The organism is Rhizobium sp. P1_C7 (assembly GCF_056406295.1).
On sequence record NZ_JBFUAL010000001.1, the window covers coordinates 1 to 25210 of the forward strand.

Annotated in this window: 22 protein-coding genes and 2 pseudogenes; 7 read left to right on the forward strand and 17 right to left on the reverse strand. The window is 60.9% G+C overall.

The genetic code is table 11. The features are described 5' to 3' along the window. Positions 1-248 precede the first annotated feature (248 nt). Positions 249-932 (forward strand): annotated as a pseudogene (locus AC1D2R_RS00005) (IS110 family RNA-guided transposase); the annotation flags it as partial. A gap of 132 nt (positions 933-1064) precedes the next feature. Here the strand turns inward: AC1D2R_RS00005 and AC1D2R_RS00010 are convergent. After that, positions 1065-1187 carry a hypothetical protein gene (locus AC1D2R_RS00010; RefSeq protein WP_477963538.1) on the reverse strand — a complete coding sequence of 41 codons (123 nt, stop codon included), beginning with the start codon at positions 1185-1187 and terminating at the stop codon, positions 1065-1067. Positions 1188-1246: 59 nt separating this feature from the next. Between AC1D2R_RS00010 and AC1D2R_RS00015 the strand changes: the two are divergent. The 3 genes and pseudogenes from AC1D2R_RS00015 to AC1D2R_RS00025 form a co-directional block, all read left to right on the forward strand. Next, positions 1247-2130 (forward strand): annotated as a pseudogene (locus AC1D2R_RS00015) (IS3 family transposase); the annotation flags it as partial. Positions 2131-2356: 226 nt separating this feature from the next. Continuing rightward, positions 2357-2923, forward strand: a complete 567-nt coding sequence (locus AC1D2R_RS00020; protein WP_477964597.1) for a sigma-70 family RNA polymerase sigma factor — start codon at positions 2357-2359, stop codon at positions 2921-2923. Next, the gene (locus tag AC1D2R_RS00025) at positions 2910-3545 is read left to right on the forward strand and encodes an NrsF family protein (protein WP_477963539.1); all 636 of its coding nucleotides are present in this window, start codon (positions 2910-2912) and stop codon (positions 3543-3545) included. Before AC1D2R_RS00020 ends, AC1D2R_RS00025 begins: the two co-directional genes overlap by 14 nt. Before the next feature lie 148 nt (positions 3546-3693). Here AC1D2R_RS00025 and AC1D2R_RS00030 read toward each other — a convergent pair whose 3' ends face one another. Beyond that, positions 3694-5637 (reverse strand): mechanosensitive ion channel family protein, encoded by a 1944-nt coding sequence (locus tag AC1D2R_RS00030; RefSeq protein ID WP_477963540.1) that lies wholly within the window; start codon positions 5635-5637, stop codon positions 3694-3696. A gap of 302 nt (positions 5638-5939) precedes the next feature. Between AC1D2R_RS00030 and AC1D2R_RS00035 the strand changes: the two genes are divergently transcribed. Both AC1D2R_RS00035 and AC1D2R_RS00040 read left to right on the forward strand, forming a co-directional pair. Then, positions 5940-6227, forward strand: a complete 288-nt coding sequence (locus AC1D2R_RS00035; RefSeq protein ID WP_477963542.1) for a hypothetical protein — start codon at positions 5940-5942, stop codon at positions 6225-6227. 140 nt (positions 6228-6367) lie between these two features. After that, positions 6368-8110, forward strand: a complete 1743-nt coding sequence (locus tag AC1D2R_RS00040) for a tetratricopeptide repeat protein (protein ID WP_477963544.1) — start codon at positions 6368-6370, stop codon at positions 8108-8110. A gap of 77 nt (positions 8111-8187) precedes the next feature. On the opposite strand, the gene AC1D2R_RS00045 is transcribed toward AC1D2R_RS00040, so the two are convergent. Continuing rightward, positions 8188-8697: a hypothetical protein gene (locus tag AC1D2R_RS00045; protein ID WP_477963546.1), complete on the reverse strand. Its 510-nt coding sequence runs from the start codon at positions 8695-8697 to the stop codon at positions 8188-8190. A gap of 138 nt (positions 8698-8835) precedes the next feature. On the opposite strand from AC1D2R_RS00045, the gene AC1D2R_RS00050 reads away from it, so the two are divergent. Further along, positions 8836-9357 carry an SH3 domain-containing protein gene (locus AC1D2R_RS00050; RefSeq protein WP_477963548.1) on the forward strand — a complete coding sequence of 174 codons (522 nt, stop codon included), beginning with the start codon at positions 8836-8838 and terminating at the stop codon, positions 9355-9357. 121 nt (positions 9358-9478) lie between these two features. Here AC1D2R_RS00050 and AC1D2R_RS00055 read toward each other — a convergent pair whose 3' ends face one another. The 14 genes from AC1D2R_RS00055 to AC1D2R_RS00120 all read right to left on the reverse strand — a co-directional run bounded on the left by AC1D2R_RS00055 (position 9479) and on the right by AC1D2R_RS00120 (position 25172). Next, complete coding sequence (locus AC1D2R_RS00055; RefSeq protein WP_477963550.1) at positions 9479-10492, reverse strand: HAD family hydrolase; 1014 nt, start codon at positions 10490-10492, stop codon at positions 9479-9481. 43 nt (positions 10493-10535) lie between these two features. Further along, positions 10536-11501 (reverse strand): formylglycine-generating enzyme family protein, encoded by a 966-nt coding sequence (locus AC1D2R_RS00060; RefSeq protein ID WP_477963552.1) that lies wholly within the window; start codon positions 11499-11501, stop codon positions 10536-10538. 164 nt (positions 11502-11665) lie between these two features. After that, a complete protein-coding gene (locus AC1D2R_RS00065) occupies positions 11666-12979 on the reverse strand; it encodes a BatD family protein (protein WP_477963554.1) in 1314 nt (437 codons plus the stop codon). After that, a complete protein-coding gene (locus AC1D2R_RS00070) occupies positions 12976-14520 on the reverse strand; it encodes a vWA domain-containing protein (RefSeq protein WP_477963556.1) in 1545 nt (514 codons plus the stop codon). Before AC1D2R_RS00070 ends, AC1D2R_RS00065 begins: the two co-directional genes overlap by 4 nt. Further along, the gene (locus tag AC1D2R_RS00075) at positions 14517-15506 is read right to left on the reverse strand and encodes a vWA domain-containing protein (protein ID WP_477963558.1); all 990 of its coding nucleotides are present in this window, start codon (positions 15504-15506) and stop codon (positions 14517-14519) included. The genes AC1D2R_RS00070 and AC1D2R_RS00075 overlap by 4 nt, the downstream gene beginning before the upstream one ends. Beyond that, positions 15493-16017, reverse strand: coding sequence for a DUF4381 domain-containing protein (locus AC1D2R_RS00080; RefSeq protein ID WP_477963560.1), 525 nt, complete (start codon positions 16015-16017; stop codon positions 15493-15495). The genes AC1D2R_RS00075 and AC1D2R_RS00080 overlap by 14 nt, the downstream gene beginning before the upstream one ends. After that, on the reverse strand, positions 16017-16967 hold the full coding sequence (locus AC1D2R_RS00085) for a DUF58 domain-containing protein (protein ID WP_477963562.1): 951 nt from the start codon (positions 16965-16967) through the stop codon (positions 16017-16019). The genes AC1D2R_RS00080 and AC1D2R_RS00085 overlap by 1 nt, the downstream gene beginning before the upstream one ends. A gap of 111 nt (positions 16968-17078) precedes the next feature. Beyond that, entirely contained in the window at positions 17079-18056 is a 978-nt protein-coding gene (locus AC1D2R_RS00090) for an AAA family ATPase (protein WP_477963564.1), read from the reverse strand. An 80-nt stretch (positions 18057-18136) separates the two neighbouring features. After that, complete coding sequence (locus AC1D2R_RS00095) at positions 18137-19741, reverse strand: arylsulfatase (RefSeq protein WP_477963567.1); 1605 nt, start codon at positions 19739-19741, stop codon at positions 18137-18139. A 191-nt stretch (positions 19742-19932) separates the two neighbouring features. Further along, complete coding sequence (locus tag AC1D2R_RS00100) at positions 19933-21147, reverse strand: alpha/beta hydrolase (RefSeq protein ID WP_477963569.1); 1215 nt, start codon at positions 21145-21147, stop codon at positions 19933-19935. Between the two features lie 202 nt (positions 21148-21349). Continuing rightward, a complete protein-coding gene (locus AC1D2R_RS00105; RefSeq protein WP_477963571.1) occupies positions 21350-22333 on the reverse strand; it encodes an ABC transporter ATP-binding protein in 984 nt (327 codons plus the stop codon). Beyond that, a complete protein-coding gene (locus AC1D2R_RS00110) occupies positions 22326-23333 on the reverse strand; it encodes an ABC transporter ATP-binding protein (RefSeq protein ID WP_477963573.1) in 1008 nt (335 codons plus the stop codon). Before AC1D2R_RS00110 ends, AC1D2R_RS00105 begins: the two co-directional genes overlap by 8 nt. A 1-nt stretch (position 23334) precedes the next feature. Next, on the reverse strand, positions 23335-24252 hold the full coding sequence (locus AC1D2R_RS00115) for an ABC transporter permease (protein WP_477963575.1): 918 nt from the start codon (positions 24250-24252) through the stop codon (positions 23335-23337). Next, positions 24249-25172 (reverse strand): ABC transporter permease subunit, encoded by a 924-nt coding sequence (locus AC1D2R_RS00120; RefSeq protein WP_037065386.1) that lies wholly within the window; start codon positions 25170-25172, stop codon positions 24249-24251. The genes AC1D2R_RS00115 and AC1D2R_RS00120 overlap by 4 nt, the downstream gene beginning before the upstream one ends. Positions 25173-25210: the final 38 nt, after the last annotated feature.

The following is a 25210-nucleotide window of genomic DNA, read 5'->3' on the forward strand; positions in this document are numbered from 1 at the left end:
TCCATGCCATGGGCGCGGGCGATTGCAGATACATTCGCACCGGGAGCCAGCGCCTCGTCGAGGATCACCGCCTTTTCCTCCTCGGAGCGATACCTCGGCTTTCGCCGCTTCCGCACCGGCCCTGCCGTCAGAATTTCAAACGTCGGACCATGATTCACATCTTCGCTCATAGAATTCCCCGCATGATTCATGCTGAAAATGAGCGGTTTTCCTTCCCCACGCTACGTGGGGTGACCTAAGCGCTTACAGAGCAACAGAGTGTGCTGATGCTGCATCGGGTCCGCGAGCTTTTGATCCGGCAGCGGACAATGCTTGTGAACGCCTTGCGCGGCCACTTGGCCGAGTTCGGCATCGTGACGCGACAAGGCAGTGCCGGCGTCGGAATGCTTATCGCGTTGGTCGAAGATGGTGATCACGATGTCATCCCGCCGCTTGCGCGGTCTGCACTTCTCTTGCTGGTCGGGCAGTTACGGGAGGTGCACGAGAAAGTCAGCGAGATGGATCGCCAAATTCATGCCTGGCATCGCTCGAACGAACTGAGCCGCCGTCTTGAGACGATCCCTGGAATTGGCCCGATCACTGCCAGCGCAATTGCCGCGACAGTGACAGACGCCTCGCTCTTCAAATCCGGCCGACAATTGGCGGCGTGGATAGGCCTCGTACCGCGGCAGAACTCATCGGGTGGCAAAGACCGTCTCGGAAGGATCAGCAAACAAGGCGATCCCTATCTCCGCCGGCTTCTCGTCGTCGGGGCGCACGCGGTCCTCCGCTTCAGCCGGAACGGCAAAACGGCGCCGACGCGTTGGGCTGCCGAGCTTCTGGCGAAGAAGCCGTACAACATCGTCGCTGTTGCTTTGGCAAACAAGATGGCGCGGATCGTCTGGGCGTTGATGGCGACGGGCAGGCGCTTTGAGGCTGCCCCCGCCCTTTGATAACTCGGGACAATTCAGAAGTTGGTGAGGTGCTGATGGTGTGATGGCGAACGGTCGAGCCGGGATTGGAGAAACCCGATCAGTGGGTGTCGCTTGAAAGCGCGTTGACCTGTCTGGGATCCGATCCGCGGACTACATCAGGGCCAGCGGCATGAACACGCCGCAATCAAAGGCCGAATACATGCCTGCACCCGACCAATCCGCCAGAAACACCAACTTGCCCCTTGCCACGCGGAGGCCGTCCATACATGCCACTGAGAATTTCCTCCAGAATGGATTAAAGTCCGGCCCATCGAGGACGGACGAATGGACGAATGAAGAAGCAGAGATTTACGGAAGAGCAGATCATCGCGGTGCTGAAGGAGCAGGAGGCAGGCGCAAAGGCCGCTGACCTTTGCCGCAAGCACGGGATTTCAGAAGCGACGTTTTATAACTGGAAAGCCAAATATGGCGGCATGGAAGTCTCCGAGGCGAAGCGGCTGAAGGCGCTTGAGGACGAGAACGCGAGGCTGAAGAAGCTGCTGGCCGAACAGATGCTGGATGCAGCCGCACTTCGCGAGCTTGTCCAAAAAAAATGGTAGGGCCCGCCGCCAAGCGTGAAGCCGTCACGCATCTGAAGGCCGTCATGGGTCTTTCGGAGCGTCGGGCCTGCCAGATCATATCCGCCGACCGCAAGATGATCCGCTACCGATCGTGCCGACCGCCGGAGGTGGAATTGCGGACGAAGCTGCGCGACCTCGCCAATGAGCGGCGGCGTTTCGGCTATCGGCGGCTGTTTGTCCTGCTTCGGCGGGACGGAGAACCGTCCGGGGTCAATCGCATCTACCGGCTCTATCGCGAGGAAGGACTTTCCGTTCGCAAGCGGAAAGCCCGGCGGCGTGCCGTGGGCACGCGTGCGCCGATCCTGGTCGAGGCGAAGGTTAACGCTCGCTGGTCCCTGGATTTTGTGCATGACCAGTTCGCCTGTGGCAGGCGCTTCCGTGTTCTCAATGTCGTCGACGATGTGACGCGCGAGTGCCTGGCCGCCATCCCCGACACCTCGATCTCCGGGCGTCGCGTGGCGCGGGAACTGACGACCCTCATCGAGCGCCGTGGCAAACCCGGCATGATCGTTTCTGACCACGGCACGGAGTTCACCTCGAACGCCATCCTAGCCTGGTCGAAGGATCACAAGATCCAATGGCATTACATTGCGCCGAGCGGCTCGCTAGGCTGCAGGAACTTCCCCACAGCAATGTTGGAATACTGGGCGAGATGCGACGGAGGCGGCTTGGTCGGTGCCGGTTTGAATTTTCTAAGCGAGACGCCTGCCGTAATCGAAATTGTGGAAGAAAAGGCTTGCGCACCCCGCATTGTGCGCCCCTTAGAATCAATCGCATAGGGCGGTAACAAAACCGTGTGCCCACGCGTATTGGATGATGTCGGTGAAACACTCGGCGCGTGAACAGATATGGTCGGGCTGGATGCGCAAGGCGATCGACGGCGATGCGCAGGCGTATCACCGCTTCCTTTCAGCCGTTACGCCGTATCTGCGCGCAATGGCGCGTCGGCGCTGCGAGCAATTCGGCGCGCCCGTCAGCGAGGCCGAGGATGTGGTCCAGGAAGTGCTTCTTGCCGTCCACTTGAAGCGCGGGACTTGGGATCCGACGCGCCCGATCGGGCCGTGGCTGTCGACGATTGTGCGGAACAAACTGGTGGACAGCCTGCGGCGGCGCGGTCGTCATACGAACGTGCCGATCGAGGATGTAATGGCAACGTTGGAGGCGGAGGAGAAGGCCGATGGCTTGGATCGGCTTGATGTCGAACGTATGTTGGAGCGACTGAAGGATCCCGGGCGCGATATCGTGCGCTCCATCTCAGTCCAAGGGGCGGGCGTGCGCGAGACCGCCGCGCGGCTAAACATGAGCGAGGGAGCGGTTCGCGTCGCTCTTCATCGGGCGCTGAGGTCGCTGGCCACTCACTATCGGAGAGACGAACGTGAAAACCGATGAGCTGATCAACCTTCTTGCGGAAGACGCTCCGGTACGCATGCGGCATGGTCGCACGATGTCTTTGGCGCTGCTGGTGGGTACGGCCATCTCCATTGCTTACATGGTTGTTTTCATCGGCGTCCGGCCCGACATACACGCCCTCGTCGATACGCCCCGTGTCTTCTTCAAAATCTGCCAGACGCTGATACTGGCGGTCGCCGCCGCCGCTCTTGTCATTCCGATAGGCCGTCCGGGCTTTTCGCTGAGGGCCGGCGCGCTGGTGCTTGGCTTGCCCGCATTGCTGCTGGTTGTCGGCATTGCGACCGAACTCCTCGTGGTGCCGGAACAGTATTGGATGGCAAGCATGACCGGCAATTATGCCGATTACTGCCTATTCTATGTTCCGATCCTGTCCCTTGCGCCGCTTGCCACATTGCTTTTGGCTCTGCGAGAGGCGGCACCCGATAAACCGGCTCTTGCCGGCGCCGCGGCGGGCCTCGCCGCCGGCGGAATTGCCGCAGCCATCTATGCCTGGCACTGCCCTGACGACAGCCCGCTTTTCCTTGCGGTCTGGTATACGGTCGCGATCATGATCGTGACTGTTACTGGCTTCCTGATTGGCGGGCGTTTTTTGCGATGGTGAGTCGTTCGCGTCGCGCACCGCGGTTTCTTGCAAGGCAGGGGGCGGGCGTCTGGCGGCGAAACCGATTGTCGTGAGTAAGGTCTTTCGCTGTTGCAAGGCGCGCTGACACATCGCCGCAACGCCCGAGACCTCTCCGGGAGAAAGCCCGTCACTCGCCTTCGGCAGCCTGCTGCTTCAGTTGGGTCGCGCGCACTGCAGTCGCAGCAGCTGCACCGCCACCCTTGTCGTCTCCACCGACCTGTACCGTCGGCTGCGCGAATTCGATCCCGTTCGCCTGAAAGGCATCTCGGATCATCGCATATGCCTTGCGACGAATGTAAGTCTGCTGCCCCGGTACGGTGGTCATCGCGAAACTCAGGACGATGCCGTAGTCGCCGAACTCCTCTACACCCTTCATCTTTAGCGGCTCGATGAACAGCGGACCGACCTCGGGATCCGCCTGCAACTCGGCACCGATTGCCTTTGTGATCTTGCGCGCCTTGGCGATGTCGGTGTTATAGCCGACGGAAATTCTGAACTTGTCGATGACCCAGTCGCGGCTCATGTTCTCGACCGCCCCCAGTTCACCAAAGGGAATGGTAAACACCGGGCCGCGATGATGCCGCAAGCGCACGGACCGCAGGCTGAACCCCTCTACCGTTCCTTTGTAGTTCTTTGCCTGAATGTACTCGCCAACCCGGAATGCGTCGTCCAGCATATAAAAGATGCCGCTGATGACGTCCTTCACCAAGGTCTGCGACCCGAAACCAATCGCGACACCGAAGATACCGGCGCCAGCGATCAGCGGTCCGATCTCGACGCCGAGTTCCGACAGCACGATCAGTCCGGCCATGACGGCCACCATCGCTGCGAGCCCGTTGCGGATGATCGGCAACAACGTCCGAAGCCGGCTGCGGCGCGCCATGTCGGCCGGCGACAGTCCGGTCGTATCAGCTGATGTCGCGAGTGTGCGATCGATGTGGGCGCGTGCCAGATGCCACACGAGGTCGGCGAGGAGAAGGACGACGACGCTTTTCAGCGATCCGTACAGGATCCTGGTCACGGTCGGATTCTGGTGCGCCAGCGAGTCCGTATTCACATGCCAGATGACGGCGATCCACGCCGCCGCAAGTGCGACCACGACGGCACGGCTGCCCCGAACGAGCAGCACGCTTCGGCGACTGTCCGGCGGCGACGGAATTGCCGCCTCCACGCTGCGTCCGACGCTTCGAAGTATTCCCGGCAACACCAGTGCATAGATGCCCACCCAGAACAGCCCGCGAAGATCGAGACACCAGAGAACCCAAATTGCGACGAGAAAAGCCGTCAGGCCGAGCTTGGCCGTGCGCGCCTTTCGGGATGTCCGCCAGAGTATTTCGATTGCCAGCAGAAGCAGCACGACGGAGAAGAAGTAGGAGATCGCGGTCGCTACTGCCGGATCGAGCCCGACAGGCTCTCCCAGGCTGGCGGAGGCGACCGAAAAGACGGCGATCCCCAGGAAGAGCCGGACGCGCCGCAGTAGATCCTTGCGGCCGTGGCACGCGAGATCTGCAAACGCCGATGCGAACCGATAGACGACAAATGCGATCAGGTAGGTGAGCAGGACGATGCGAGCAAGCGGCGGCCACTCTACTGCAAAGAATATGACCGCCATGGCGGCTGCGAAAACGGCGAGCGGCAGAAGCTCGGAGAAGGCGCGCGGCGGGCCCCCGTGGATGGCCGGATTCGGCCTCATGCGTCTGAACAGTTTCTCGGCAAGAGCTCCGACAACAACCAGGCCTGCGAAGATAAGCATTACCGGCGCATAGCCATGCGAGATCGCATCCTGTCTTACGCGCAGTGAGGCGGACCCGACCTCGCTCGGAATGCGAGGCACGGCCGAAACGATTGCGTTGATCCGCTGGCGTGTCGCCAGCTCCCACGCGGGCAGACCGCTGGCCGCGGCTGGTTGGGCCGCCGGAACGGCTGGCTTCTGGCTCTCGAGCCACGTTCGAACCTCGGGATCCTGCAGAAGGCGGACAAGGTCGTCGATTTTGCTCTGGGCCGGCTGCGTCTGTGCGCCTGCGTCAAAGGTCATCAGCAACATGAAAACGAGAGCGACCAGCCACTTCATCGTTTTGGCTTCCTGGTGGCATAACCGGAAATTCGTGCGCGTAAGAGCCTGCCGACGCGGGCGGCCCCACAAAGCATTGATATTCTCACGCTCACCCTCCAGCTCAGTTTAGATTGAGATCACGAAACTGATTTTGATGCGAGTACGCAACGGTAAATACGAGCGTAAATCTCCCCGGTGAAAACGTAAATACCGATAGCCTCGCGCGTAAATGCGCGCAGCTTTTACCGTTGCGTACTTTCCCCGCGTCTCCGTCGGCGTAAAGTTTTCCGGAGGGAAGCTTCGCAAGGCCGGATAGGCTGATGACCGGGAGACGCACGACGGGAAAATCGCCGCATGGCGCTGCACAGCGGGGTCTTTGGAGGCTCATGCTGAAACTCCCTGCGCTGCGCGGGAGCCTGCAAATTCTCGCTCAAAAGTCGGCTTCCCTTGAAAATCTCTGTGAAGCATACGAGGATGCCTGCACCACGCTCGATCAGTTCCGAAATCGTCTTGCCATCTCGGGCGACACGCTGGTCGAAGAGTACGAGACCATATGCCGGGAGATCGAGTCCGATGTCATCCAGCTCTGTCTTCACAATTCGTCATGAGTGTTGGAATGGCGCGCATCTCGTTTCAATATTCGGCGTGTTTTGGTTTTGTTAGTCTTTGTTATTGCAACCTGTTGTAATGCACTAGATAACGTCCCTTGTTCTACTCAAGCGTCAATCTTTGCGTGCAAGAGGCAGCCATGAGTGTGGAAGAACAGTACGACAAATCCGGCGCGGTCACGATATGCGAGGCCAGAGCTGAGCTCGAACGGCTGCTGTCAGACAGCAGATTTCATGCGACCGATCGCGCAGTGAGCATCCTGCGCTATCTCGCCGACCACCTGTTTCAAGGCCAACAGGACGGCGTCAAGGCTTACGCCATCGCGGTGGACGTCCTCGGGCGGCCCAGCAATTTCGATCCGGCGATCGATCCGATCGTGCGCATCGAAGTCAGCCGCCTGCGCTCCGCGCTCAATCAGTACTATGAGGCTTATGGCGCGGAGACCAGCGTCGAGCTGCAGCTCCCCAAAGGCAAGTATCTGGCGGTTTTCCTGCATTCGAATGTGATACCGCGCCAAATCCCCGACGACGCCAAGGCAATTGTCGAAATGCCTCGGGCGCGGTTGCAGCCGGCGGCGGCTGAAGAGGCTCGTGCTGCCAAGCGACAGGAAGCCCTGCAGTCCAATGGCTGGAAGCTGCCACTCGCTGCCGCGACGGCGGCCATCGCCGCTGTTTCAGTTGGATTGATTTTTTACGGGATGCGACCCTCCTACACGGAAAAACCCACGGTATCGGTGACGATGACTGCGGCGGAAGCCAGATGGGCAGGGGACGCGAGCGTAACCAGGGACATGCTGTTGACCGCGCTGGCACAGTTCCAGACCTTGCGCTTGGCCACCGCGACAACCGGCGGAAGACGGCTTGCGGACAGCCTCCGCGAGCCGAAGGGCAGTGTCTACGACATAGCGATGAAATACTATGGTGACGGCGACGACCGTAGCGTCTGGTGGCAGATCGTCGATACCCGCACGGGCGACCTGCTGAACTCCGGCCTGGAGCACATCGATACGCAAGGGAAGGCCGAGGCGACGGTGAGGGACGAGCTTGTCACGACGCTTTCGCGCAAGTTTGCCGCTGCGCGCGGTGCGATCAACAACATCGAAACCCACAACAGCGCTGCCAATTCGCTCGGAAATGCATGCGTCCTGAGAGCGGAATACGCCCTCGACGACGGCGGTCCTGCGGCTATTGCCGAATCCGGAGCCTGCCTTGAAAAAACGCTCCTTGCCGATCCGAACAATGCCGATGCCAGCGCCACCCTGTCGCGTGTTCTGATTGCTGGGCAGAGCGGCGGCGTGAACGGCGAGACGGTTGGCCGGTCCATCAATCTTGCAAATCGAGCGGTATCGCTTGCGCCTCTCTCCGATCGGGCACAGATCGCCCTGATGCTGGCGCAATTCGACAGAGGACGAACGGATGCTGCGATCAGCGCAGGAAACCGTGCGCTTGTGCTCAATCCGAACAATCCGGAGGTCAGCGCCAAACTCGCCAAGGTGCTGTTCAGTGAAGGCTATTGGGACGCAGGCGTATCCCTGGCGCAGGATGCCGGCCGGTCGGTGGACGCCGTCCCGCGCGATGCGGTTCTGGTGCTTGCCCTCGACGCATATCGCCGCGGCGATTGGGCCGAGGCGTCGCTGCTGGCCGAACAGGTGAATGGAAGCGACTTCGTGACCCGAGTGCTTCGCGCCGCGGCACTCGGCCAGCTTGGTTCCGATCAAGCGGCCGGACGGCTCGATGACGCCGGACACCGGGCTCCGGAATTCGAGACGACGTTCCGCGAGGAGATGGCGCGGCGTCACTTCAATCCAGCGTTATCAGCCTCCATCAAAGAGGGCTTGGTAAAGGCCAGCCTCAAGACCAGCGCGCTCGCAAGCGCCCTGTAGCATGTCCATGTAGGGTGAGATGCTACCTCACCTGCTTGAGGGCCGGTTCTGCTTTATCAGGTCCGGAATACGCTCACTCAACGCCCGCGAGGCGGCCTCGCGATCAGAGGAAGTGCCATGGCCGCAAATCCTGCAGCGCGTCCAAGCATTCGTGCGCCAATGAACGTCGCCGCCATCGTGCATGCGAGCTTCGCCCATGGATACGGCCCGAGTTGTGCATGAGCACTGGCGTCGGCCCATTCGACGTTTGACCTAATGACGGTTGCCGCCTGGTGCTGAATGATCGAAAGGCGTGCGCGGAGATTATCGATCTCGTGGCGCAGTTGATCGACGTCGTCACCGACTGCCTGGAAACGTCGCCGTTCGGTCAGAACGTAGTCCACCGGAGGGGGGAATTCGTCCTCGGCCGGGGCTTCTTCCTTTAGTTCGGTGAGATGGGCCCGGATCTCGGCTTCCGTATTCAGCCCTTGCGGCTTCTCGGTGCTTGCACTGCCCATTCCCTCACCCCCAAAAAGCGATGCCTCGTCATCGACGAATTCCGGGAGGGGGCCTTGGGCAACTATATCGGGCATTGTACGCTTGGACATGTGACCTCCTCCGCTGTTGTGGCCGTGACAGTTGAACGCGCGAAAAATGGGAAGGTTGCATGTCGACGGCCAACGGCCGAAGATCGTAAATTTACGTCAGCGTGGACGGTCGCATCGACAGTTTCGGCATCTCCGGCAGTGACGACAGCGACGGTCAACTTCCGTTCGGGACCGGGGACAGGGTATGCCAGCTTCGGAAGTATCGACGAGGGAAGTCAGCTTGTGGTTTCCGAGTGTCATGCCAGCGGCGCCTGGTGTGCGGTGAAATTCTCCGGCAAGGACGGGTTCATCAACGGCAGCCGTCCTGGCCACGTAGCTTCACACAGACAGCGGCGCCACATTGACGCTTTTCCAACCTATGGCATTGGCGCCTTCTACAATCCCGCCTACGGCACATTCGGTCGCTATGGATACGCCTACGGCCCCTATCGAGGGTTCGCGGGCGGTGCAGCCTACAATCCCCGGACCAGAATCTATGTTCGCGGTGGTGCTGTCACCGTGCTGAACCGGTCACGGGGCGTCGCCGCCGCCTACAACCCCCGAGCCGGCAACGCTGCCTTGGCCCACGGCGGCTCCAACGTCTACGGCTCCTGGGGCACGCCGGCGTCAGGCATCCGGCGTCAGGTATGGTTCGGACTTCGCCCGCATCTCCGGCGGTAGTACCGCCAACGGCGGCGCGATGAACTGGCACACCGGTCCGGCGGTTTCCGTAGACGATAATGGCCGGCGAAGCTCACGACCACCCCATGCGGCCAACGACTCAACGATAGTTCGCCGGCGCCTATTGCTCGAAGGGATAGATCTTCTTCCAGTCGTCCTTCATATCGACAACCAGCCAGTTCCGTTGCCTAGCTTCGTCGAGTGCCTTGTCGAGCTTGCCGAACGCGGACTTGCGATCGTAGGCGTATTCCCGCGTGCCATCGGTGTGGTGGACGATCATCGCGAATGACGGACCTTTGCCCGCCGTCACCCAACGCAGCATCTCGTAGTCGCCGTCTGAATTCCCCGCCGCGAAGATAGGTCGGCGGCCGATGACCTTGTTGATACCGGATGGCTTGCCGGGACCGTCGTCGATGAAGTCGATCTTGGGAAGACGCCTTAGAACCGGCACATCGTCGACGAGGTCGTATTGGGTAACGATTGTGCTGCCGATGACCTGCGCCGGAGGGATCCCGTACGCCTTCTCCGTAATCGGGCGCATGAACTCCACGCCGCCGCCCGAGACGATATAGGTCTTGAAGCCGTGGGCGCGCAGATAGTCGAGCAGTTCCCGCATCGGCACGAAGGTCATATCGGTGTACGGCTTGCCGGTCTTTGGATGCTTTGCCGTCGCGAACCAGTCGGTGACGATCTTGGTGAATTCGTCGGTGGTCACGCCCGAATGGGTGGCCATGCCGAGCTCGACAATGCCTTTTTCGCCACTCTTGGCAAGGCTCGCGAGATCACCGGCGAGGATCGATTTGAACGGTTCCTTCGCTTTCCACTCGGGGTGTTGCGGCGCAAGCACCTTGACGCGGTCGAGCATGAAGCCGAGTTGAAAGTAAAACGGCTGCTCGGACCAGAGGGTACCGTCGTTGTCGAACACGGCAATGCGGTCATCCGGTGCAACATATCGATCGCTTCCCTCCGTCGTGGTCGCCTTCACGAACTCCATGATTCGGGTTTTCGCCGCGTCGTCGTTCCACGATGGCAAGGCGTCCTGGGCGGCAACGGCACTTGCTGCGGTGACAAGGAGGAGGAAAGTCAAAACGAGTGAGGCAAGTAGCGTATCGGAACGGTGCGCGTGCATTCGCATCGATGTCTCCAGTGGGCTCGTCAATTCTTGAGGGGGCAATTCTTCAAACAGTGGATCGCTTCACGCAACGAAAGCCGACATGGCTTGTCGATGTATCCTCGGGCTCGGCATGGCGCGCGGCGGGACGGTAGCGACGGCAGTAGTTCGGCGCGCAGAGATGCGAGCCGCCCTTGAGAACGCGACGCGGGATGCGGATCTCCGGTTGGCGAGGATCATAGCTTGCATCGATGTCGCCGCCTCGCGGGTTCTGAGGAATGCAGCACGATTTCGCGGCCGGCTCGGGATGGCGCATCGACCAGTAGTCGGAGGTCCACTCCCAGACGTTGCCGATCATGTCGAAGGCTCCATAGCCGTTCGGCGGAAACGAGCGAACGGCCGATGTTCGTTCCTTGCCTGCCGGCTTTGTCGAACGCGTCGGGAAGGTGCCTTGCCACGTATTCGCCATCGCAACCCCGCCCGGCATGAGTTCGCCGCCCCAGGCGTATTCCGTGTCGTCGAGGCCGCCGCGCGCAGCAAGCTCCCACTCCGCTTCGGTGGGAAGATCGAGCCCGGTCCAATCGGCATAGGCCAGCGCATCGCAATAGGCCACGTGTACCACTGGATGATCGAGCTTGCCGCGAATATCGCTCAGACCTCCCAGCGGACGCCGCCAGTTTGCGCCGAATTTGAACGCCCACCATTGGGAAATATCCGGGCCACTAACTTTCTTGGGCTGGGTGAAGACCAGCGAACCTGCCTTCAGCATCTCGGGCAGCGCGCCGGGATAGTGCTTCGGATCGGGTGTCTTTTCGGCAAAGGTCACATAGTTTGTCGCCTTCACGAATTCCATGAACTTGCGATTGGTGACCGGAGTTTCATCGATCCAGAACCCCTCGACCGTGACTGGATGAGCCGGAGCCTCTTCCGGATAGTGATCGTTCGATCCCATGCTGAAGGTACGGCCGGGAATCCACACCATGCCGTCGGGCGTTGCCGATGAACCATGTTCGGTTTCGAAAGCCAAAGTCATCGCGACCTCCAAGGTTGGCGGGAAGTTTGACGAATGAGCGCGTAAACAGGAAGTACGCAACGGTAAACAACACGCGCGCTTAACGTAAACTACCACATCGACGAGCCATATATGGCGCGGGTGAGATTTGTCGCCAGCGCCGATCGCGGCACCAAGAGGGGGCGCTAAGTGGGATTGAGTGGTGGCAGCGCCATAGAATGTGAGAGGACCTTCACGCGGGCGGCATGCCGGCGTCTACGGACAGCATCGCACAGGGCTGATCGATCACAGGCCGAAGTGCATGCCTTAGCCCCGAACAGCTGCCTCTCGAGGGCCCCCACCTGAAGCATCAGAATCGGATCGGCAGATTCCCGGGTCCACTCGGAGAGCGATTCATATCCCTTGAAACGCGACCAGGAGGCGAGTGCGTTGTATGCCGCCTTGTCGTCGCCCGTCGTGATCGTTTTTTCAAGCAGTCGGAATTCGGACCATTCCGAATGGGCAAGCGAAAGCCTCCAGTTGCGGAAACGGGGCCCGCACCATGACAGAAGACGCGTCGTCGCCCAGTAGAGCGGCACGACCGCCAAAAGACATGCTGCGTCTTCAAGCAAGGTCCGCGCCGACAGTCGGCTGCGTTCAGGCGGTCTCGCGGGTTGAAGCTGCGGTTCAATGACATTGTCCGACGTCACCGCGACCGCCACCGTAACCGTGGAAGCAGGCAGCGTCGCGGCCTCTTGCTGATGCGCATCGGTATTGAACCAGGAATAGGACACGGCAGGGATGTCGAACGTACCGGCCGTCTCTGCTGTATAGGTAATTTTGTCAGTGTGAGCGCTTCCGGTGGTTGTTCGGTCTTGCGAGATGTTGTCGGCGATGGTCGAAGGCCCCTGGTATTGCTTCAGGCCGATTGCCTGGCCGACGTCGACCGGCGGGATCATCATCGCCTGCGTATCCTCGGCAAACACAGTCACCGTTCGAACAATGGCGTCGCCGACCTTGAGGCTTGAAGGCTCGCGATCGAAGGACTGCGTCAGGGTCAGGCCACGCGCTGCAAAGGCGAGCCTGTTGCCGCTGGCTGCCGGAGCCTCGCCGACGGTGAAGCTGACGGACGCGAGTTTGGCTTCGCCTCTCAAAGGCCTGCCATTGTCCGAATAGCCCAGTGCGATTGCGATCGGCGGAACCGTGAACGCGCCCGAGACTTCAGGAACTATGGCGTAGGTACGCCGGATGACCGAGTACTGCACGCCGTCGATGGTCTGCACCGAGTTCATCGCACGCTCGGCGGGAAGCGTTACGACAGCATTCGGCAGATCGAAGAGCGGGAATTGCGGCGGCGACGTGAAGAAATCCGGCACAAAGACATCGACGCTGAGCTGTACCTGCTGGCCGGGAACGATCGTCCCCTTATTGGTGACGACGGCCCGCGCAAACGGTTCCGCAGCCAGCGCGGCAGTTGTCGATAATAGCCAGACGACGGTGGCAAATCGGGCGCGCCTCACGGTTTCTTCTCCTGCGCCTCGATGGCGAACTTGCGTGCCATCAGGTCTGTGGGGCTGACCTGGATGTTCTTCATCCACATCTCGGAGGTTTGTTCGGCGATGGCAATCTCGCCTCTCTTGCCCTGTTTGCCCTTGTCGTCGAACTGAACGCTATCCGGTCTCTCGTTCGGTTCCTGCTCTTCCTCCTTCTTCAGAGCGATCAGTTTTTCGGCGACGGCAAGGTTGGCTTGCGCCGCCGCCCAGTCCTTGCGCTTCTCCAGCGCCTTTTTGTAGGCACCGGCTGCCTCTTCGAGCTTCGAAAGATGCATCAGGGCATTACCCTGATTGTACCAGCTCTCGGCGGTGTCGACTTTCGCAAAGGCATCGACCGCATCGGCGAATTTTTCCGAGCGATAGAGCGCGACGCCCTTCCACATCGGGTCGGTGAAACGGGCCGCGGCCCCCGGCGCGTCGCCACGCTGATAAGCGATGCGGCCCTGCTGATCCGGCGTCAGCCACATGTCGGCGAAGCCGCCGGCTTGGGCTCCGGCCGGCATCATGATCCGCGCCACGATGATGAAGCCGCTGATCCGTACCACCCACCCCTTCCTGAAAGACAGGGCAAACAACGCGACAACGGGAACGACGATCCACCAGCCCATGTCGCGCCAGCGGTCTCCCTCGGTCGCCTTCCTCTGCGCAAAGTTCGTGCGGATGCGCTGGGCGATCCAGCGGACGTCGGTGTCGTCGTCGGTGACCGTCGCGACATCCGCGCCACTTGAGGCATGCAGCGCCTTCAGCCCGTCGAGATCGAGCTTCGCAAACACTCTGGCGCCGCTCGCGTCCGTCAGAAAGCTGCCGTTTGCCGTCTTGACGGGGCCGCCCGCCGTCGTGCCGATGCCAAGCACGACAACGCTGGTCCGGGAATTGCGTTTGAACGCCTCGAAAGCGCTCTGCTCGACCTCGTCGGTCAGGAACAGGATCGTGCCCGGGACGTTTTCCTTGGCCAGAAAATTTTCTGCAAATCGGAGCGCCTTGGCCGTGTCCTTGCCTGCGATAGGCATGATGCTGGTAGCCAGCGCATCGGTATAGGTCTCGATCAACGCGATGTCGTCAGTGAAGGGGAGGACCAGATGCGTCGATCCTGCATAGACGACGACGGCGGTGCGGGCACCGCCGCGCGTCCTCATGACATCGCGTATCTTGAGCTTGGCGCGTTCAAGGCGAGACGGCGTGGTGTCGATAGCATCCATGGTCTGAGACAGATCAACGGCAATCACCAGCGATGCGGTGTCTTCGACGAAGGGCGGTGTTTCCCGCTCGAAAGTTGGCCCCGCGGCCGCGATGACGGCGGTCAGAAGCGTGGCGGCCAGTAGCCAGGACGGCCGGATGCGGGAACGACCGGTCCCCTCGATGACAAGCCTGTCGAGCAGGGGCGGCGCAATCATGCCTTTCCATTGGCTGCGGACGTCGGTCGAGCGAGAAGCCAGCCACAGGATCGCGAAAGGGACGACGATGGCGACCAGCCACCAGGGACGCAGAAAGTGAAAGTCGCCGATCATGCCGGTGCTCCTCTGCTGAAAAGGCTGCGAATGCCGTTTGCGGCGTAGTAGAGCGCCATGAGGATGATCGCCGCGCCGAGCGGCCAATGAAAGAGCTCGATGCGCGGGCGCCAGGACAGCGTCTTCTGGTTTTCCGGTGTGATCTTGTCCAGCTGGTCATAGATAGCCTCGAGCTGCGATTGGTCTCCCCCGAAGAAATATCGGCCTCCCGTGTCGGCCGCGACCTTCTCAAGTGTCGCTGAATCGAGTTTGTCTTCGCCGGTTGCACTTGGATCTCCGATGCCGACAGTATGCACGACGATGCCTTTTGTCCGGGCTATCGCGGCAGCCTTGGCCGGGGGCATCTTGCTTGCCGTGTCGTTACCGTCGGTGAGAACGACGAGGACCTTTTCCGGTACGGATGCCTTCTCGAACATCTTTATCGCCAGTCCGATCGCGTCGCCGAGTGAGGTGCGCGGCCCGGCAATGCCCGGAAGCGTTCCGGCGATCATGGTCTGGACGGTAGCGTGGTCCATTGTGAAGGGAACGAGCGGGTAGGGCGCATCCCCGAATGCAATCAGCCCGATCCTGTCGCCGGGCCGCTTGCTCACGAAATCGGCCACCACCATTCGAACGGCGTCAACACGTGCCACTGCCTTTCCGTCATGTCCCGGGAAATCTTTGGTGTCCATCGACTGCGACAGGTCGAGCGCCAGCATCAGGTCGCGCTGCGGCTCGAGCTTTTCGATCGGCGGCTCCACGAACTGTGGACGGGCGAGCGCTACCACCATCAGGCTCCACGCCAAGGTCTCGACGATGACCTGCGGCCATGTGCGGCGCGGAATGAGAGATCCTTCCGTCGGACGAACGCCTGCGGCCTGCGCAACCTGCCGGAAGAAAGGGAGACGCACGGATGCCGACGTCTCCCGGTGCGCCGGCAGCAGCCAAAAGACCAGCAAGGGCACGGGAAGCAGCAGAAGCAGCCATGGATGGTCAAGTTGGTACATGATGCTGCTCGATCCATTGCCGCGCGGCAGCGGTGAGGTCGCCGTCGGCATTTTCGGGTAGGGCGCCAAGGCTGTCGCCGCCATGATACTCGAGATCGTCGAGCAGGCATTGCAGACGGCGCGCCACCTCATCGCCGCCATGCGCGCCGAGGAAACGGACCCAGTCACCGCCCGAAAGCGGAGCGATCCCTCTTCTTTCCCAGCCGGCGATAGCAACCCTTTTCAGGAGCTCCGCCAAATCGTGGACGCCGTTTTGGCGGGTGGCGGGATTGCGGAACGACTCTTCGATGCCGCCAAGTATCGCAAGCGCCTCGCGGCGGTAGGCGTTCGCCCGATGCCGTTTGCGCCAACTCAGAACGATCAACAGCAGTTGGAGAAGAAGGATGCTTGCGACCATTGCCCAGCCCCACGTCTGCGGCATCCACGAGACCGGTGCCGGCTCGGCGATATCCCTGAGCGACCGCAAGGCGATAGCGGTCATCGGATCGGGCGGTGCGGCTTGCGGCCCCATCATCGCCTCCGTTGCCGCCACGCGGGCTGTTCAAGCAGGCGGTGGAGTTGTGGCGCTGTTTCTTCGGCTGCCGACACCGGAAGCATCGGAAGGCCGAGTTCGCGTTGCCACGCCCGCAATTCGCGGCCCCGGTTGCGTGCGAAGTCGTCGATCGCGCCGCGCACCGTCGCTTGACGCAGCGATAGCTCGGCTTGGAGCGCGCCGCCGCTGACGACGATATCTCCCGTCTTCGGCAATTCGAGGAGAAAGGGATCGTAGACGAGGATGCAGACGACATCGTTTCGGCTCGATAACCGCAAGAGCATATCGCGTGTCCTGGCCGTGTGGCCGTCGAAGTCGGAGACGACGACCACGAGGTGGTCGTGATGGGCAATGCTCGCAACGTTGGCCAGGACATTGTCGAGCTGGCCAGGCGCAGGCGCAGAGGCGGAAGCTGCCGCCAGCGCCCGGTTCTGGCTTGCAATCTTGTCGGCAAAGGCGATCAGGGCGTTTCGGCTTCGATGCGGCTTGACCTCCTGCGTCGTCGTGTCGTTGAAGACGAAGCCGCCGACGCGGTCACCCGAACCGAGGATGCGCCAGGCACACAGCATTGCAGCCTCGGCAGCGGTCACCGACTTCATCGAGCGCCGGCTACCGAAGAACATATTGATGCGCTGGTCGACAACGAGGATTGCGGGACGCTCCTTCTCCTCGCTGTAGACGCGGACGACGGGCTTGCTGGTCCGTGCCGTGACGCGCCAGTCGATTGAACGGATGTCGTCGCCTAGCAGGTAGTTTCGAAGCTCCTCGAAGGTCAGGCCGCGGCCGCGCATCGACGATTGCATGCGGCCGGCAAGTTGCTGATGACTGGGTGCCTTCTGCACGAAACGGAGATCGCGCGCATGCGCCTCGAGCGCAACGAGCCCGTCGGTCGAAACATAGACGCCTTCGATGTCGTCGGTCGCCGTCATCCGGCTCTCCCTAGAGCAATTCCAACAAAAGTGCGTAGCGGCTTTGCGTCCGGAATTGCGTAGAAACAAAAAGATAGAGCGTTTTCGCGCTTCAAGGAAAAGCGGAAATGCTCAGGAGACCGCGACGAGTTCGGTGATGCGGTCGATCACTTGATCGGCGGTCGTATTGGCTGCATGAGCCTCGTAAGAGAGGATCAGGCGATGACGGAAGACGTCGTGGACGATCGCCGTGACGTCGTCGGGCGTGACGTAGTCCCGCCCCTTCAGCCAGGCATGGGAGCGCGACACCTTGTCAAGCCCGATGGCGCCGCGCGGGCTGACGCCGACCTGCAGCAGCTTCGCCAGATCCTTGTCATACCGGTCCGGATAGCGTGTCGCAAACACCAGTGCCACGATGTATTTCTCGATGGGATCCGACACCGTCACCGCGCCGATTTCCTTGCGAGCGTCAAAGACGGCCTGAGGATTGAGCTTTTTTTGCGGAGCGGACTTGGTGTCCCCATGCACTTCATTTTCCTCGGCCCGATTGAGCCGCATGATGGCGGCTTCCGATGCCTCGTCGGGATAGCCGACTTCGACATGCATCAGAAAGCGGTCGAGCTGGGCCTCGGGTAGAGGATAAGTTCCTTCCTGCTCGATGGGGTTCTGCGTTGCCATGACCATGAAGAGATCGGGCAGCGGATAGTTTTTGCCGCCGACCGTGATCTGTCGTTCTTCCATCGCCTCGAGGAGCGCTGATTGTACCTTCGCGGGCGCACGGTTGATCTCGTCGGCCAGGATGAGGTTGGCGAAGATCGGTCCCTGCTGGAACCTGAACTCGCCTTTGCCGGCTTCGCTGAAGTAGATTTCCGAACCGGTGATATCGGCTGGCAGCAGGTCCGGCGTGAACTGAACGCGCGAAAGTTCGGAATCGAGATTTTTCGCCAGGATCTTGATCGCTCTCGTCTTTGCGAGCCCGGGCAGCCCCTCGACCAGAAGGTGGCCGTCGGCAAGAAGGCCCAGCATCAGCCGCTCGACCATGGTCTCCTGGCCGATGATCGACTGCCCGATCCGCTGGCCCAATGCGATGATGTCGTCTCGTGCCGTCATGCTGACCCCGTGTGTGATCTGGACGGACGCATCGGTGGCTGCCGATGCGTCCCCCCTGTGCTTTTCAAGCCTGATGCTCGCTATTTCTCGATGCCGCGGTCCTTGAACGACTGGTCTATCGCCTTGTTGACCTGATCGCGGACACCTTCAATATTGAAGCTGGCGACGCGCTGGCTGGGCGGATACCTCACGAAGGTTTCCAGGAAGGCGGCACCCTTGAGCTGGCCCTTTACGAGGAGGTAGTCGTTTCGGACGAGCCAATCATTGTATTGGTCGGAGACCGTGTCCGCCCGCTCATAGGGATCCATTCGCAGGTTGAACAGCTTGGGAAGACGCAGGGTCACCAAAGGCTCTTGCCAGACGCCAAAGCCGCCGGGTACCCGCTGTTCGTGAAAGACGACCTTCCAGTCGTCGTAGCGAATCGAAACGAGATTGCCGTCGTCGTCAAAATAGTAGAAGTCGCTGCGCGTGCTCTTCGGCGATTTTCCGGTGATGTAGTCGAGCTGATTGTAACCGTCGAGATGGTTCTTGAACGTGGTGGCGCTTCCCTCCGGCTTCCATCCGTTGAGCAGGCGGTCCTTCACGCCGGTATCTCCGGCTGCCGCAAGCAGGGTGGGGAACCAGTCGAGACCCGATACCATGCCGTTGGAGACCTGTCCCGGCTGGATATGGCCCGGCCAGCGAACCATCGCAGGCACGCGGAACGCGCCTTCCCAGTTTGTATCCTTTTCGCTGCGGAATGGTGTCGTGGCGGCGTCGGGCCAAGAGAACTGATTGGGACCGTTGTCGGTGGTATAGACGACGATGGTGTTTTCAGTGATGCCGAGGTCGTCGAGAGCCTTCAGGAGCTTTCCGACGTCGCCGTCATGCTCGATCATGCCGTCGCCATACTCGTTGCCGGGCATGCCGCTCTGGCCGCGCATGGATTCGCGCACATGGGTGAACAGGTGCATGCGGGTCGTGTTCATCCAGGTGAAGAACGGCTTCTTGGCCTTGGCCTGACGATCCATGAAATCGATGGCCGCGGCCGTCGTTTCGTCGTCGATCGTTTCCATGCGCTTCTTGGTCAGCGGACCTGTGTCCTCGACCTTGCCGTCGGCCGAAGCCTTAATGACGCCGCGTGGAGAATATGCCTTCAGGAACTCCTGATCGTCTTTCGGCCAATAAGGAGCTTCCGGCTCTTCCTCGGCGTTGAGGTGGTAGAGGTTGCCGAAGAATTCGTCGAAGCCGTGGTTGGTCGGCAGATACTCGTCCTTGTCGCCGAGGTGGTTCTTGCCGAACTGCCCGGTGGCGTAGCCGAGCGGCTTGAGTGCCTGGGCGATCGTCATGTCGCCGGCCTGCAGGCCCACTGGGGCGCCGGGAGCGCCGACCTTGCAAAGTCCTGTGCGCAGGCACACCTGCCCGGTGATGAAGGTTGAGCGTCCCGCTGTGCAGCTGTTCTCGGCGTAATAATCCGTAAACTTCATGCCTTCCTTGGCGATACGGTCGATATTCGGTGTACGGTACCCCATCAGGCCGTCGGAATAGGCGCTGATATTGGTCTGCCCTATATCGTCGCCGAAGATAACGAGGATGTTCGGCTTTGCCGCCTCTTGCGCATGCGCAGATGAAACGCCGAGCGAAGTGGAGGCAAGCGCCACGGCGAAAAATGCGCCGGCGCTAAGCTTTGAGAAAGAGGCGCTCATGACGGTCTCCCTCGGTGTTTCAGGTCGTTCAACACTACGCTCTCCTTCTTATCAGGCAGGCTGTAGCGCTGCCGGAATGGATCGTCGCTTTTCGACCTGGACAGAGTTCTTCAGAAGGGCGGTGGCTTGTAAGTACGTTACGGTAAATGCGCGGCCCCGCAACGTTGCAGGCAACGTAAATTCCTCCTGATTTACTGGGTCAGCGGTTGCGGCGTGAAGTCGCCCTGAAGCGTCGCGTCGGCGCCGGGCGCCTTTTTCGTGGTGGTTATCGGTTGCTCGAGGATCGTCGCTGGCGCGGCCACCGCCGTTGCGGCGACCGCGCCGATATTGGTGACCGTCCCGCCAACCACGGCCGTGATCCCTTGCCCGAGCGACATGTTGGAATCGGTCAGCGTCTGACCGGTTATCAGCCTTTGCCCGATCAGCTGCACGATCTCCGGACTTTCGGCGAACTTGCCGTGGTTCAGGCTATCGTCACTCTTTACCTTTGTCAGATCGATTGCCGTAATACCTGCCTGTTCGAGGCGGGATCGGTAGGGCTCTGCGGCAGGATTGATGGCACCAAGTCGCGACACCCGTCCGGTGATGAAACTGGAGGCCGCCAGCGCGCGGTCGTCCTGAGACACGAAGATCGTGAACTTCGGCTTCGGCGATCCCATCTCGGCGAATTGCTTGGCAAACACCTGGATGTCGATGTCAGGCGAGGCAAGAATGACATTGTGGATCTTGGAGTTCACGTGGCCGTCGCGAATCCCCATCTGCCTAAGAGACTCCATCGCCAGCCACGTACCCATGGAATGCGCAAGGACCGTAATGTCCTTTACCGACGGGTCCTCTGCAAGCGTGCGAAGCGCCTGCTCCAGCGCCGTGCGGGAGTAGTTCGTGCTTTCCTTGTCGTACTCATAGGCGGTGAGCTGGGCGCGCGAGGGCCACGTAAAGAGGATCGGCGTCGCATGCATGTCGCTGTCGTGAACGATCTGGGCAAGCCGGAAGACGGAATCCTCGTACTTGTTGTTGAAGCCGTGGATAAAGACCAACGCATGCCCGCCCTGGATATGCTGCCGGAACCACGTCCGACCTTCCGGAACGGAGTTGATCTCCTTCACGCGCGTCACGGCAAAGTCTGTCGCCGGGTTGGGCGGAAGCCGTTGGGGCCATTGCACGGTACCCGATTCGCGTTTGGGCGGGATTGAGACAGCGACGGCGGTGAGATAGGGTTTGGGGCTGCGCTCGCCGTTGAAGAGTGTTGCTGGATCGCCTGACGGCTGGCGGGTCGTTGCAACCAGCATATCGACCTGCGTTGTCACCCTCGTGTTCGCGTTCATTACGATAGGCGTCATCACGCCGCTTGGATGGCCACAACCTGACAAAATGAGCAGGGCTGCGAGAAGACTCTTCCTAAGCATGGGCACTCCGTCAAACCAATCGGGAGCACACTACGAATCCTTTTCATCCGGGGAAGTACTTTACAGTAAAACCCGCAGATTTTACGCAACAGGATGCTGTTGCGTGGCCGCCAAAGCACGATTCACAGGAAGAGCCCGCCAAATGGCGGGCTCTTCCTGTGAAATGCCGGGCATCAGCTGTCCCCAGGGCGCGACATCGTCGCTATCGGTCCATATGATAGCAGGCAGCCTTCTGGTCGGGGCGCACCTGCTCGGTCGGCGGCATCTCCGTGCGACAGATGTCTGTCGCCTTCCAGCAACGCGGCGAGAAGACGCAGCCCTTTGGCGGGTTGAGCGGCGAGGGAGGATCGCCCTGAAGGCGGATGCGCTGACGGTTGCGGGCGAGTTTCGGATCGGGGATTGGGGCTGCCGAAAACAGCGCTTGCGTATAGGGATGCGCCGGATTGTCGAACACGGTGGCGCAGTCGCCGGCTTCGACGACCTTGCCGAGATAGAGCACCAGCACGTCGTCCGAGATCAGCCGCACGACCGATAGATCGTGGCTGATGAAGATCAGCGTCAGGCCGAACTCCTTCCTGAGCTTGCGCAGCAGGGTGATCACCTGGCCCTGGATCGACACGTCGAGGGCCGAGACTGGCTCGTCGCAGATAATCAGCTTTGGCCGCGTTACCACTGCGCGGGCAATTCCGATACGCTGCGCCTGGCCGCCCGAGAATTCGTGCGGATAGCGGTTTATCATCTCCGGCACGAGGCCGACGGCCGTCATGATCTCGCGCACGCGTTCGGTGCGCTGTGCCCTGGTGAGCTTCGGCTCGAAGACGGTCAGCGGCTCGGCGATGATGTCGCCCACCGTCATGCGCGGGTTGAGGGAGGCGATCGGATCCTGGAAGATGATCTGCATGTCGCGACGCGCGGCTCGCATGTCCTCGTCCGACAGGTCGAGCAGATTGCGTCCCTGCCAGAGGATCCGGCCTTTCTGCGATTTCAGGAGACGCAGGATCGACCGCCCCAGCGTTGACTTGCCACAACCGGATTCGCCGACGATTCCGAGCGTACGGCCCTCGCTGAGATCGAAGCTGACATCATTGACGGCCGTTAGCACGAGCGGCGGCTTGAAGAAGCTCTTCGATGGCAGTTCGAACTGAGTCGTCAGGTTCTCGACCCTCAGAAGTGAACGCTCAGCCATGGTTCAGCACCTCCTCTAGGCGCGGGAAGGGATGGAAGCATGCCGTCGCATGCCGCGATGCTACCTCAGCGAGCTGTGGCGACGCATCGATGCAGTCGTTCTGGACCATGGGACAGCGCGGCGAGAAACTGCAGCCCTTCGGCAAATGCTGCAGGTTCGGCGGTCGGCCAGGAATGACGGCCAGCCGGTCCACGTCCTGATCGGGCCGCGGGATCGAGGCATGCAGTGCCGCGGTGTAAGGGTGTGCAGGATTGTCGAACAGCTCGTCGACAGGGGCCTCCTCGACGATGCGTCCCGCGTACATGACCGCCACGCGATCGGCGAGCCCGGCGACGACGCCGAGATCGTGGGTGATCATGACAAGCGCGGTGTTCATCTCGGCCGTCAGATCGTTGAAGAGATCAAGGATCTGCGCTTGGATCGTCACGTCGAGCGCCGTCGTCGGCTCATCGGCGATCAGGAGCTTCGGTTTGGTAAGCAGCGCCATGGCAATGACGATGCGCTGGCGCATGCCGCCCGAAAGCTCATGCGGGTAGAGATTGAAGCGCCTAGTCGGATCGGGAATGCCAACACGTTTCAGCATGTCGAGCGCCTCGGTGGATGCCGCACGCGCGGTAAAGCCGCGGTGCACCTCCAGCTGTTCCGTCAACTGACGCGAGATCTTCAGCGATGGGTTGAGCGCGGTCATCGGGTCCTGGAACACCATGGCCATGTCCTTGCCACGCACTTGGTCGAGCTCGCGCGATTTCAGCGAGAGCACGTCCCTGCCCTCCAGCAGCGCTTGGCCACTGGTCTTACCGTTCTTGGCCAAAAGGCCCATGACGCCGAGGAATGTCTGGCTCTTGCCGGAGCCGGATTCCCCGACGATGGCGATCCTCTCGCCGCGCCTGACCGAGAGGTTCATGTTGGAGACTGCCTTCACTTCGCCATCCGGCGTTCTAAAGGTGATCGAATAGTCCTTGAGTTCCAGAAGGGTGTCGTTCGTTGTGTCTGGGTGCATCTTAGCGATCCTTCGGGTCGAACGCATCGCGCAGGCCATCGCCGATGAACAGAAGGCTCATCAGCAGGGCAACGAGGAAGCAGGCAGGAAAGATCAGCAGCCAGGGCATGCTTTCCATAGCATCGGTGCCCTCGGCGATCAGCGTGCCGAGTGAGGTCAGCGGTTCCTGAACGCCGAAGCCGAGGTAGGAGAGAAAGCTCTCGGTTGCGATGATCTCGGGGACGGTCAACGCCGCAAAGATCACCACCGGACCGATAAGGTTCGGTATGATGTGCTTGAGAATGATCTTGAACGGCCTCTGACCGGACGCGCGGGCCGCTTCGATGAATTCCCGTTGCTTGATCGACAGCGTCTGTCCGCGCACGATGCGCGCCATCGTCAGCCATTCGAGTGCGCCGATTGCTGCGAACAGCAGGTAGACGTTGCGGCCGAAGACGACCATCAGCAGGATAACGAAGAGGATGTAGGGAAGCGCGTACATGATGTCGACGAAGCGCATCATGATGGCATCGAGCCTGCCGCCGATATAGCCCGAGATCGCCCCGTAGAGCACGCCGATGACGACGGAAACGAGTGTCGCCGTCGCTGCCACCGCCAGTGACACCCGGGTGCCGTAGAGGACGCGGGCAAGCAGGTCTCGGCCGTTCGGATCCGTTCCGAAATAGTGGCCGCTTGCGAAGTCCGGCGCTGTTCGGAAGGCCTCCCAATCCGGTTCCTCGTAGTCGAAGGGAATCAGATAGGGGCCGATGAAGGCGACGAGGATGAGAAGTGTCAGCACCACGATAGCAACCACCGCTGCCTTGTTGCGCGACAGGCGGCGCAGCGCATCGCCTGTTAGCGACCGGCTCTTCTGGGACAGGCCTTCCGCTTCGAGAAGCTCGGCCGCGAGCAGTTCGCGCTTTGCAGGATTGAGGATCATCGACTTCTCACTTTCGGGTCGAGCCACGCATAGGCGATGTCGACGATGAGGTTCAGAACGACGATCAGCACCATGTAGAAGATGACCGTTCCGAGAACCATGCCGTAGTCGCGGTTGAGTGCAGCGTTGATGAAATAGCGGCCGATGCCGGGCAGTCCGAAGATGCTTTCGACAACCAGCGAGCCGGTGAGAAGGTAGCTTGCCGCCGGCCCGAGATATGAGACGACGGGCATCATGGCGGGCTTCAGTGCGTGACGCATCACGGTGAGCCGCGGGCCGATGCCCTTGGCTTTCGCGGTGCGGATATAGTTCTGGTTCATGACCTCGATCATCGATCCGCGGGTCATGCGCGAGATGCGGCCCGCATGCGGCAAGGCCAGAACCAGCACCGGCAGGATCAGATATCGGATCGAACCGTTACCCCAGCCGCCAACGGGCAGCCAGCCGAGATGGATGCCGAAGACCAGCTGCAGGATGGGCGCAATCAGGAAGTTTGGAAGAACCAGTCCGATGAGGATAAGCAAGCCAAGCAGGTAATCGGGCGCTTTGTTCTGATAAAGCGCCCCGAGACAGCCGACCGCCACGCCGATGACGATTGCCAGGACGAACGCCGCCCCGCCGATCGTGAATGTGTAGGGCAGGCCGAGCATAAGCTGCTGCGTGACGTTGAAATCCTGGTTCGCGAACGAGGGACCGAGGTCGCCCTTCAGCACATCGAACATATAGATCAGGTACTGTTCGATCAGCGGCTTGTCCAGATTGTAATGGGCCGCGAGGTTCTTGAGGATCACCGGCGGCAATGGCCGTTCGCCATCGAAGGGGCCGCCGGGGGCAAGGCGCAGGACGAAAAAGCTCAGCGTGACGGCGATCCACAGGACAGGGATCGTCGAAAGCAGACGACGGAGTGCGTATTTGATCATGATCGTGGACCGGCCCTTCGCTCAGGCGAGGGAAGGGC